Origin of the sequence: Parabacteroides chinchillae (assembly GCF_900108035.1) — a bacterium.
Taxonomy (GTDB): domain Bacteria; phylum Bacteroidota; class Bacteroidia; order Bacteroidales; family Tannerellaceae; genus Parabacteroides; species Parabacteroides chinchillae.
The window spans coordinates 39,658-52,158 of record NZ_FNVS01000012.1; the positions used below are offsets into that span (position 1 = coordinate 39,658).

The window sequence follows — 12,501 nt, forward strand, 5'->3', positions numbered from 1 at the left end:
CTATTTGAGCACAAAGATAACGAATAATTAGTTCTTTCCATAGCATATCTTAATCCGGGAATACCGACATTTTACCCCAAAGATACTGTATTTTTATTCTTTTGTCCTTGGTAAAAATCAATTTCCAGCATGGTCAAAATTAATTTTTAGCCAGGTAGTAATTAATTTTATGCCCGGTAAAAATAATACTTATTCCCGATCTTTCGTACAAAACATGCTGTATCCCAGATTTAATTATAGCAATGAAAGGATTTGTTTCTTTCGAAGATATAACATACTTTTGTCAACAACAAGCCAGATTCAAGGCTGCTTAGACGAATAATAAACCTAACATTTTAATGCCGTAATGGAAGAAAACAAAGAAAAGGTAAGCGGGCTGCCTGAAAATGCCTATCGGGAACTGAAAGAAGGAGAAGTATATAAGCCAATCATGTCACCCAACAAACAATACAAGGAAGTAACGCCTTGGTCGGTTCTATGGGGACTTGTCATGGCCGTACTATTCAGTGCAGCAGCTGCCTATCTAGGGTTAAAAGTAGGGCAGGTATTCGAGGCGGCCATTCCCATTGCCATTATTGCCGTAGGACTATCCAGCGGATTCAAACGGAAAAACGCGCTGGGCGAAAATGTCATCATACAGTCTATCGGGGCTAGTAGCGGCGTTATCGTTGCAGGAGCCATCTTTACGCTGCCGGCCTTGTATATTTTACAAGATAAATATCCGGAAATCAGCATAAATTTCTTTGAAGTATTTATGAGTTCGTTGCTTGGTGGAATATTGGGCATCTTATTGTTAATTCCGTTCCGTAAGTATTTTGTTTCAGACATGCATGGCAAATACCCTTTCCCCGAAGCTACAGCTACCACCCAAGTACTTGTGTCCGGTGAGAAAGGAGGCAGTCAGGCAAAACCTTTGATCTTTGCAGGATTAATAGGCGGGCTGTACGATTTCATCATCGCTACTTTCGGATGGTGGAGCGAAACGGTCAGCACACGCATAATAGGTGCCGGAGAATTGCTTGCAGAGAAGGCAAAAATCGTATTGAAAGTCAATACCGGTGCCGCCGTATTAGGTTTGGGATACATCATCGGATTAAAATATTCCATGATTATTTGTGCAGGTTCATTCCTTGTCTGGTTAGTTATCATCCCGGCTATGTCCGCCATCTTCAGTGCCGATGTGCTCACATTCGGCAATAATGCTATAACCGCCACTGTAGGCAGTATGACACCGGAACAGATATTCACCACTTACGCCCGCCACATTGGTATTGGCGGTATTGCAACAGCAGGTGTAATAGGTATTATCAAATCATGGGGAATTATACGCGGAGCTGTAGGATTAGCTGCTAAAGAGCTGAAAGGAAAAGGCGGAGACGCTGAAAAAGAAACAATCCGGACACAGCGGGACATCCCAATGAAAATTATATCCATCGGTGTAATTGTGACATTAATTATCACTTATTTGTTCTTCCACTTTGGCGTATTAGATAACTGGTTTTATGCTGTAATAGGGCTACTGCTGGTTGGTATTATTGCCTTCCTTTTTACAACAGTTGCAGCCAACGCAATTGCTATAGTAGGTACAAACCCGGTTTCGGGCATGACGTTGATGACACTTATTTTAGCCTCCATCATCCTTGTAGCCGCAGGATTAAAAGGAACGGCAGGAATGGTCTCCGCCCTCGTTATTGGCGGTGTTGTCTGTACTGCTCTATCTATGGCTGGAGGTTTTATTACCGACTTAAAGATAGGATATTGGCTGGGAAGTACACCAGCCAAACAGGAAACATGGAAGTTCCTCGGAACATTGGTTTCGGCAGCGACAGTAGGTGGTGTTATATTGATACTGAATCAGACATACGGTTTTACTACCGGACAATTGGCCGCTCCGCAAGCAAACGCTATGGCAGCTGTTATAGAACCTTTAATGAGTGGAGCCGGTGCGCCGTGGGCTTTGTATGCCATAGGTGCCGTATTGGCTATCGTACTGAACTTCTGCAAAATCCCGGCATTGGCATTTGCCTTGGGTATGTTTATCCCTCAGGAACTCAACACACCTTTGCTAATAGGCGGAGCCATCAGTTGGTACGTAGGAAGCCGTAGCAAAGACCAAGCTCTGAACTCTGCCAGATTGGAAAAAGGTACACTGCTTGCTTCCGGATTCATAGCCGGAGGTGCTTTAATGGGAGTGGTGAGTGCCGCCCTTCGCTTTGGAGGAGTTAATCTGGTGAATGAAGATTGGATGAACAGCACAATGGCAGAGATGCTAGCCATTGTAATGTATATTGCAATCATGGCTTATCTGGCAATTACTTCATTAAAAGCAAAAAAAGAATAATTCAGATCATGGAAGCACCGGTAGTAAACGTAGGTATATTAACAGAAAAGGCAGTATCATTCGTATTTAATGCAGAATACGTACATACAGAAACAGGCACTTTCCTAACCGGGGAACAACGCGCTTTGTTTGTAAACGGAAATATTGTTTTTAACGGCAAACTATATAAAGAAATATTCTTTGAACCTACTTCTCCGGACGCTTCCTTCGAATTGAAAGCTGTAACCATTGGCGTTCAGTTCCATTGGCAGCGGCAAGAAGACCAACGTTTTTACGGCGCTTTAAATTTAGTTGCCGGAAAAGAAGGTATTATCACGATCAACCAAGTAGATGCCGAATTATACTTAACCAGTGTTATTTCGTCTGAGATGAGTGCACACGCATCAAAAGAACTGCTAAAAGCACACGCTGTCATTTCCCGTAGTTGGCTACTTGCCCAGGTAGAAAAAAGTTCGATACTATCGGCCTCGGAAAAGAAATACCAAAGTTACTACAGGGACAGAGAGCAACTGATCCGTTGGTACGACCGCGAAGATCACACACTCTTTGATGTTTGTGCAGACGATCACTGCCAGCGTTATCAAGGCATTACCCGCACTTCTACTCCAATCGTAGAACAAGTAATACGCGAAACACGCGGAGAAATACTGACCGATGGTAAAACAATCTGCGATACCCGTTTCTCCAAATGCTGCGGCGGTATAACCGAGAAGTTCGAGAATTGCTGGGAACCGGTTCCCCACTCCTACCTTACCACCGTAAAAGACAGTCAATATGAGATAAAGTATCCCGATCTTACTAATGAAGCTAACGCAGAAAACTGGATAAGGACCTCACCGGAAGCCTTTTGCAACACACATGACAGTGCCATTCTGAAACAAGTATTAAACAACTACGATCAGGAGACAACTGACTTTTATCGCTGGAAGGTGGAATACACTCAAAAACAACTTTCCGAACTTATCCATCGCAAAAGCGGTATGGATTTCGGCCAGATACAAGATTTAATTCCAATAGAACGCGGAACATCCGGGCGTATCGTAAAACTGAAGATTATCGGCACACGGCAAAGTTTAATTATCGGCAAGGAACTTGAAATACGCCGTACGCTCTCAGAAACCCATTTGTATAGTTCTGCATTTATAGTAGATAAGAAAGAGGTATCATGCGATATTCCACAACGCTTTATTTTAACTGGTGCCGGCTGGGGACACGGCGTCGGATTGTGCCAGATAGGCGCAGCCGTAATGGGTGCCAAAGGATATAACTACAAACAAATTCTGGCTCATTATTTCCCCGGAGCGGAAGTTGAGAAAAGATATTAAACGGTTCAAAAAGTCCTTCCTTTATTGTATATTTGCAGGAAATAAAAATCACTCGATGAATAGCTACATTATCCTCTTTATCATTGCGGCTTATTTTGGAATACTATTATTGATAGCCTGGATTACCGGAAGAAAGCACAGCGGCAATGAAGCTTTTTTTCTCGGAAACCGTAAATCGCCCTGGTATATTGTTTCTATCGGTATGATCGGAACCTCCCTTTCAGGTGTTACATTCGTATCAGTCCCGGGTATGGTTCGTGGAATAGATATGACATATATGCAAACGGTTCTTGGTTTTTTTGTCGGATATATCCTGATAGCCAAAGTACTGTTGCCTCTATATTATAAATTACAACTTACTTCCATATACTCATATCTTGACAGCCGTATAGGGCGGCGTAGCTATAAAACAGGAGCTTCCTTCTTTTTATTATCTAAAATCGTAGGAGCGGCAGCCCGGCTTTACCTCGTTGTTTTAATATTACAGACTTACGTGTTCAGTACCTGGAACATTCCATTCGCAGTAACGGTTATACTTAGTATTTTTATGGTCTGGCTTTATACATACCGCAGCGGGATCAAAACAATTATTTGGACAGACACCATTCAGGCGCTATGCCTGGTTGCCATGCTTATTGTCATTATCTGGCAAGTAAAAGACAAGATGGATTTAAGTACCGGTGGCATGATACAAACGCTGGTAGAAAGTCCTCGCTTCCGCATATTCGAATTCGGAGACTGGCACAGTACGCAAAACTTCTTCAAACAATTCTTTAGCGGAATATTTATCACCATTGTGATGACCGGCTTGGACCAGGATATGATGCAAAAGAATCTTTCATGCAAAAATCTAAAGGATGCACAAAAGAATATGTACACTTACGGATTTGCTTTTACTCCGGTAAACTTCCTCTTCCTTGCGCTGGGTGTATTACTTTTAACCTTAGCCAACCAGCAACAAATACAATTGCCTCAGTTAAACGATGATATTCTGCCCATGTTCTGTACTTCGGGTATTTTAGGGAGCAGTATTCTGATATTCTTTACCATCGGTATTATTGCTGCGGCATTCAGCAGTGCAGACTCTGCATTAACAGCACTCACAACTTCTTTCTGCGTAGATATTCTTGGTGTAGAACAGGAAGAAGCACAAAAGGCCAAACGTACCCGGCTGAAAGTACATCTTATGATTTCCGTATTATTCGCTATTATCATTCTTATATTTAAAGCTGTTAATAACCGGAGTGTGATAGATGCCATTTACATGATTGCTTCATATACATACGGTCCGTTATTAGGCCTGTTTGTTTTCGGCCTGTTTACCCGTAAACAACCACGCGACAAATATGTTCCTTACATATGTATAGCCTCGCCTTTGATCTGTTTTACCCTGGATTATCTTGTAAAACAATATGCCGGCTATACCTTTGGTTATGAAATGCTGATGGTTAACGGAGGTATTACATTTGCCGGGTTGTGGGCAGTTTCGGCACATAACAAACAAACAAGTATACATAGTTCATAATTTATAATTTACAATTCAACCTATGGAAATAAAAAGTGCGGAATTTGTAATTAGCAATACGGATGTAAAGAAATGTCCGGAAGGAAACTTACCTGAATATGCTTTCATTGGACGCAGTAATGTAGGCAAATCGTCCCTTATTAATATGCTAACTAACAAGAAAGGGCTTGCCATGACTTCACAAAAGCCGGGCAAGACACAGCTTATTAATCATTTTATCATCAATAATGAATGGTATTTGGTTGACCTTCCCGGTTATGGGTTTGCACAACACGGCAAAAGCGGACGTGAAAAGTTAAAGTGCATTATTGAAGACTATATATTAGAACGTGAACAGTTAGTCTGTCTTTTCTTACTGGTAGATTGCCGGCATGAAGCACAAAAGATAGACCTTGAATTTATGGAATGGCTTGGTGAAAACGGTATTCCATTCACTATTATCTTCACAAAGACAGATAAAATAACCAAAGGGCGGTTGCAAGAAAACCTGAAAGCTTATAAGGAAAAATTACTTGAAACATGGGAAGAATTACCACCGATTTTAGTCTCTTCATCCGAAAAAAGAGAGGGGCGGGACGAAATATTGAATTACATTGAGGAAATCAACAAAAGTTTATAAATACACCTTTTTATTGTGGGGTGATAATAGTACGGGTGGTATGGAATCGCCAACAACTTTACCGGGAAGCAAATACAAACTATCCCGATGGGGCAAACACCCCGCCGAGTACAGTTGCCCAACCACCGGTACTCTTTTATCAGAAAATAATATCTTCACATTACGTAGAAATCCGGCCTTATTGCCAACCGGAAGAGATATAAAATAAATAAGATAAAAAATGAGGTTGTGTCAAAACGCTATTACCGGACGCAGATGACGCAGAACACACAGAAGAGCGCAGACTGATTTTATTAATAATCAATATGGCCTGCGCTCCGTCTGCGTTCCTTAATTCCGACTTTTGACACACCTTCATTCTTTATACCTTAATAACTGATCTTGCACCCCACAAAATAACTTCGGGGCGTACCGGGTCCATAGATATATTTCGAATCGCGATCTTTACCCTGATCAAAATCACTCTGATATGCCTGGAATATATTCTGTACACCTGCATTTATCTGTAAACTAACAGAACTAAACAAAGGAATATCATAAGCCAGTTTAATATTCATATCAAAGAAATCCGGCGTTTTCTCTTCTCTATCTTCAGGAATATAACCTGCCAAATGCTGTACCAACATACTTCCTGTATAAGTTCCGGTAAGAGATGCGGACAGACGTTTCACTGGAGTAAAAACAGAAGTGAAATAACCGTAAACATCTGGTGTCCGGAACATTTTCTTTTGTGGCTGGATGCCCGGATTTGTTTCGCTCCACGTCACTGCTTCTTTATAACGGCTACGCTGTATAGTAGCACCGGCCTGCAACTGCATCCACGAATAAACCATCTTACCCTCCAAATTAATCCCCATTACGCGGGCACCGTCTTTATTACGACGTTCCAATATCAAGTTACCTTGTTCATCCTTCCCTACTTCCTGAAGGAAGAATACATCCTTTAAATCCGTATAGAATCCTTCCGCCAGAAAGTTTACCTGAACAGGCCCAAAGCGATGATAAAAATCAACCGAAGCACTTACACTGTTCGACCGTTCTTCTTTCAAATCAGGATCAAGCTGGATAATAGCTACATCGCCACCAACAGCAGCAACATGCAAATCCTCGTCAAATGCTTGCGGAGCACGGAAACCGCTTGAATAAGATAAACGTAAATTGATATCTTCAACCGGATTGAAACGTACGTTAGCTCTCGGACTAAAAATAACATGATCCATCAGGTTATGTTTATCAAAACGGCCGCCGACAAGAAAGCTCCAACGATCATTTTTCCATTCATTCTGAAGGAAAAGACTTCCAATATGTACAGTCTGGTCAACTACACGATGATAACCTAACATCTCATCTTTCAGCCTGTCATAATTATACTCCAGGCCTCCGGTAAATTCGGCAGGCATAAAAAGGCATTTATTCCAGTTGTATGAATATTGCGTACCACCAACAAAGGTCATATCAGTAGTATGTCCATAAGCGTCCGGATTCTGGTTCGTTCCATAATAACTATCACGTTTGGTATGCTGGGCCGAAGTATATACATTTAAGCGATGTTTGTAGTCTTTGGAAAACAAGTCGAATTTCAACCCTCCGCCATTTATATTATGTTCTGTTTGCTCAGCAACAAGGGACTCATGAGGAGGGCGATCAATCTGGTCGCCTCCACGACGGTATTCATTAATATTATGAAACTCGAAAGTCAGCTTAGAATAAGTGCTGGTCTTCAAATAAGAACGAAAACCTACCGTTTTTGCATTCAACTGTCCTAACTCGGAAAAACCATCGCCGTCATAATCATACGAAGCACGGTGACGGCTTTGTCCGAAAAGGTAAATTCCGGCTTTATGATCATCCGTTACTAATGAAGCATTCAATGTGGTATTATTATCAGGGCGGCTACCTCCTATCATTGTCAGGGAGTGAGCCAATTGGGCAGAGTTGCGCAATGGCTCTTTTGTTATGATATTTATTGTTCCTGCTATGGCAGAAGAGCCAAATAATGCAGAACCGCCTCCGCGCATAACTTCTACACGTTCTATCATATTAGCAGGAATCTGTTCCAATCCATAAACACCGGTAAGGGCACTGAATATCGGACGGCTATCTACCAGTATCTGTGTATAAGGGCCTTCCAGCCCATTGATTCGAACTTGTTGAAAACCACAGTTCTGACAATTGTTTTCCACACGCACTCCCGGTTGAAAGTTCAACCCGTCAGCTAAAGAGGTTGCATGGGTTGTCTCAAAAACCTTCGCATCCAATACATTCACCAGAGACGGAGCCAACCGGCGGGTCGTCTCATTCCGGTTTGCCGAAACAACAACGCCATCCAATGAAACAGCATCTTCTTCAGCTTCAAAGTTTACTTCCAAAGTCTTTCCTTTCTTAAGAGTCAATTGCTTCTCTATTGTTTTATAACCTAAAGACTTCATCACTAAAGTAAACTTACCTTCCGGAAGATTTTTCAGGTAATAGTGTCCGGTAGCATCAGTGGAAGTACCGATCGTTGTTCCGTGTAGATAGACGTTAATAAAAGAAAGATGTTCTCCGCTTTTTTTGTCCAAAATATGTCCCACTACATTAGCATCCGAAGGGTTAAGGTGCATATCATCATCTCCTGCCCATAAAACCGAAAAGGTATGACACAGGCATAGTATAAGTATAAATATCCTATTCATTGCTTGATAAAAATAATTTAATATGATCTTAATAATCTATTTGGAAGGAATAACATATTCTTTCAATGGAATATAATTCTTTCCGGGAGAAAATAGAATTTCTTTCGAAAGGAATCCTAAATCCTTCCGAAAGGAATGTTTTTAATATCAAGCTAAAACAGGAGGTGCACGAAGATATAAATTCCCTTTCACAGGAACCGGAAACGCCGGATAAACCGGCGATTCAGAAATTTCGCCTATATAAAGTGTATAAAAATGTAGTTGCAGCGGATGAACCGTTCCATCGGTCGCATGTAGCGAAGAGAGTATATGGAACAGCTGTATTTCGGCTAAGGAATTGTGATGATGAGAAGAACTATTCGAATCAGTTTTAAATGGATGAGCATGTACAATGGTTACGCCGTACTCAATATGCACGTGTGTAAAAAGTGATACACAACTATAGTACGTAATAAAAAGTACCGGTAGTAACCACTTCAAATATTTAATTATATGTTGTCTCATCCAACTTTATCCCGATTAGGGACAACAAAGATAAAAAAACAATCGTTTTTAAGCAATATTTCATTTAAAATAACTATTTAATCCTTTTAGCAGAACAAACAAAATTATAACAAAAAACAACAAACTAATTGTAAGCATCAAATAGCATTTGTATAATAATTTGTTACTTTTGTAGGCAATTTACAAAGAAACAAAATACAAAATCGATGAACATATGGCAAAAATAACGAAAGATGAAGCGCTTCGGTATCATTCCGAAGGCAAACCCGGAAAAATAGAAGTAATTCCCACAAAACCACACAGTACACAAACAGATTTATCATTAGCTTATTCGCCAGGTGTAGCCGAACCATGCCTGGAAATTGAAAAGAATCCGCTCGATGCTTATAAATATACATCAAAAGGAAATCTGGTAGCTGTTATATCAAACGGTACTGCCGTTTTAGGTTTGGGAGACATCGGCCCAATGGCAGGAAAGCCGGTAATGGAAGGAAAAGGGCTTTTATTCAAAATCTTTGCAGGCATTGATGTATTTGACATCGAAGTAGCAGAAAAAGACCCTGAAAAATTCATTCAAACAGTAAAAGCTATTGCGCCTACTTTTGGAGGCATCAATCTGGAAGACATAAAAGCTCCGGAATGTTTCGAAATAGAAACACGCCTGAAGGAAGAACTAGATATTCCTGTCATGCACGACGACCAACACGGAACAGCCATTATCTCTGCTGCCGGTCTTTTAAACGCATTGGAACTAACCGGCAAAAAGATTGAAGAAGTACAGATCGTAGTAAACGGTGCCGGTGCGGCCTCTATCTCTTGTACAAAACTATATGTATTGCTAGGAGCACGCAAGGAAAACATTATCATGTGCGACAGTAAAGGCGTTATATCAAACAAACGCACCGACTTGAATGCTGCTAAGCTCGAATTTGCAACCGATCGGGATATAAAGACATTGCAGGAAGCTGTTGCAGGTAGTGATGTATTCCTTGGTTTGTCTGTTGCCAACGTATTAACCCAGGAAATGGTTCGTTCCATGAATGCAAATCCGATCGTATTTGCATTGGCTAATCCGAATCCTGAAATCTCTTATGCTGATGCAATGGCATCGCGCAACGACATCATTTTTGCAACCGGCCGTTCCGATTATCCGAACCAAATAAATAATGTATTAGGATTCCCTTATATTTTCCGCGGCGCACTCGATGTTCATGCCAAGGCAATTAATGAAGAGATGAAACTAGGTGCCGTTCATGCGATTGCTGATCTGGCAAAAGAACCTGTTCCGGATGTGGTAAATGCGGCTTATAAGCTAAAACGCACTACCTTTGGACGCGATTATATTCTTCCAAAGCCACTCGACCCACGCTTACTAACCCGCGTTTCCATAGCTGTAGCCAAAGCTGCCATCAAATCAGGAGTTTCTCGCAAAACAATCACCGACTGGGATGATTATGCAAACCATTTGCGTGAAATGATGGGATACGATAATAAAATGCTTCGTTCTTTCACGGATATGGCCAAGGCAAATCCGAAACGTGTGGTATTTGCAGAAGCAAACCATGTAAATATGCTGAAAGCCGCTATTGAAGCAAAGTCTGAAGGTATTTGCCAACCAATTTTATTAGGCAATGAAGAACGACTTCAAAAACTGGCAGCCGAAGAAAATCTGAGCCTTGAAGGTATAGAGATCGTAAATCTGCGCCACGACCGTGAAGAAGAACGGCGCAATCGCTATGCCCGCATTCTTGCAGAAAAAAAGGCACGCGAAGGTGTCACTTTTGCCGAAGCATGTGAAAAGATGGTTGGTCGCAATGCCTTCGGGATGATGATGGTAGCAACCGGAGATGCAGATGCGTTCATTACCGGCGTTTACAGCCGTTATTCGGAAGTGACAAAACTGGCGGAAGAAATCATCGGAATCCGTCCCACATACAATCATTTCGGAGCAATGAATATTGTTACCTGCAAAAAAGGAACTTTCTTTATTTCCGACACATTGATTAACCGTCATCCTTCTACCGACGTACTGATCGATATTGCACGTCTGACGCATGATGCCGTCAAGTTCTTTGCACATGAACCTGTAATGGCAATGCTTTCATATTCCAATTTCGGTTCCGACAAAAAAGGTAGTCCGCAAAAAGTACATGATGCCATCGATTTCTTGCATAAAAATTATCCGGAAATGGTTATTGACGGAGAAATGCAAGTAAACTTTGCTCTCGACAAGAAACTTCGCGACGAGATGTATCCGTTCAATAAACTAAAAGGCCAAGATGTAAACACATTAATTTTCCCGAATCTAAGCTCAGCCAACAGTGCCTATAAATTATTGGACGCACTTGGAATTTCCGAGACAATTGGCCCGATCCAAATGGGATTAAATAAGCCGATCCACTTTACAGATGTGGAAAGCACGACCCGCGACATCGTAAATCTGACAACCGTTGCAGTTGTAGATGCGATTGTACAGGAACAGATAGAAAAAGAGAAATAAAAATAAAAAACTTACTCTCTATAGCGCAGGTGCAACAATCTTTTTCTTTGCACCTGCGCTATATTTTTATTTCTTCTTTTTCAGGTCCATTTGAAGTTGAATACCAATCGAAACGCTCAAATCATTCGCCCATGAATGAGATTTATTTGTAACTATGACAGGAGGTATGTCCGGCAACGTTGTTGTATGGATAGCTTTACAAGATTGTATCGGAAAACGATAGCTTACATCAAAAATGACACTGCATTTATTTGATGTACGATAACCTATAGATGTTCCTGCATTGAAAAACATAGGCGACCTGTCTATTTCCAAACGGGTAGTTTTCCCATCAACCGTTGTCGAATTATCAGATGAACAACCGGCAGACATCCACCCTATTCCGACTCTTGGCATCAACTGCCACCTATTCCTTTCCACAATATATGATACTCCAAGTGCCACAGAAGGTTTTATTTTACTTAAACCTGGAATCAACTCGTCAAGAAGTGCGTTACCGATATTCTGTACTAAATCATCGGTTTGTACTTTATAGAAAGAAAGTCCTAAATCAAAATAAGCACACCAATTGCGTGCAAACGCAACATTCATTCGCATGTCAAACTGGGTAGCTACATCCGCTCGTGAACCAAACCATTCTGAATAATCATTTCCTCCGGTATTAAAATTAGAACCTAAAGAAAATGACATCATAAACGGTCTCTGCATAGATTCTATTCTATGCTTATCCTTAATAGTTGTAAAATGCTCTTTCTCTTGAGCCGTGGTCGGTACTATACCTATGACAAATAGGCATAAAACTAGTATTCCATATAAAGTCCTTGTTCTCATAAAGGAAGATTTTAATGATGTATTTATAAAATGCAAGATTAACAAAATACTGCATAACTTCATAACCTATTTATAGGAAATCTTAAATATACTCTTGCTCATATACCTTGTTTTTTATGTTCGTAACAATGGGGTTATAACCTCCCGCTGCTAAGAAACGATTAACAATTAGTTTATGAAC

Annotated in this window: 8 protein-coding genes; 6 read left to right on the top strand and 2 right to left on the bottom strand. The window is 40.9% G+C overall.

Going from position 1 to position 12,501, the window contains the following annotated elements; translation table 11 throughout:
- Positions 1 to 346: 346 nt before the first annotated feature.
- From C4S38_RS10510 to yihA, 4 genes are read left to right on the top strand one after another with little or no spacing between them, the layout of a single operon-like run.
- Positions 347 to 2,341, top strand: a complete 1,995-nt coding sequence (locus C4S38_RS10510; protein ID WP_103983713.1) for an OPT family oligopeptide transporter — start codon at positions 347 to 349, stop codon at positions 2,339 to 2,341.
- Positions 2,342 to 2,349: 8 nt separating this feature from the next.
- Complete coding sequence (locus C4S38_RS10515; RefSeq protein ID WP_103983714.1) at positions 2,350 to 3,666, top strand: SpoIID/LytB domain-containing protein; 1,317 nt, start codon at positions 2,350 to 2,352, stop codon at positions 3,664 to 3,666.
- A 55-nt stretch (positions 3,667 to 3,721) separates the two neighbouring features.
- Entirely contained in the window at positions 3,722 to 5,191 is a 1,470-nt protein-coding gene (locus C4S38_RS10520) for a sodium:solute symporter (protein WP_103983715.1), read from the top strand.
- Between the two features lie 22 nt (positions 5,192 to 5,213).
- Positions 5,214 to 5,810 carry a ribosome biogenesis GTP-binding protein YihA/YsxC gene (yihA, locus tag C4S38_RS10525; protein ID WP_099463022.1) on the top strand — a complete coding sequence of 199 codons (597 nt, stop codon included), beginning with the start codon at positions 5,214 to 5,216 and terminating at the stop codon, positions 5,808 to 5,810.
- Between the two features lie 368 nt (positions 5,811 to 6,178).
- Here yihA and C4S38_RS10530 read toward each other — a convergent pair whose 3' ends face one another.
- Positions 6,179 to 8,485 (bottom strand): TonB-dependent receptor, encoded by a 2,307-nt coding sequence (locus tag C4S38_RS10530; RefSeq protein WP_103983716.1) that lies wholly within the window; start codon positions 8,483 to 8,485, stop codon positions 6,179 to 6,181.
- Positions 8,486 to 8,550: 65 nt separating this feature from the next.
- Here C4S38_RS10530 and C4S38_RS15840 point away from each other — a divergent pair, with 65 nt between their 5' ends.
- Positions 8,551 to 8,859 (top strand): hypothetical protein, encoded by a 309-nt coding sequence (locus tag C4S38_RS15840; protein ID WP_160034712.1) that lies wholly within the window; start codon positions 8,551 to 8,553, stop codon positions 8,857 to 8,859.
- Between the two features lie 344 nt (positions 8,860 to 9,203).
- Positions 9,204 to 11,489: an NADP-dependent malic enzyme gene (locus tag C4S38_RS10540; protein ID WP_103983718.1), complete on the top strand. Its 2,286-nt coding sequence runs from the start codon at positions 9,204 to 9,206 to the stop codon at positions 11,487 to 11,489.
- 66 nt (positions 11,490 to 11,555) lie between these two features.
- On the opposite strand, the gene C4S38_RS10545 is transcribed toward C4S38_RS10540, so the two are convergent.
- The gene (locus tag C4S38_RS10545) at positions 11,556 to 12,320 is read right to left on the bottom strand and encodes a hypothetical protein (protein WP_146059478.1); all 765 of its coding nucleotides are present in this window, start codon (positions 12,318 to 12,320) and stop codon (positions 11,556 to 11,558) included.
- Between the last annotated feature and the right edge of the window lie 181 nt (positions 12,321 to 12,501).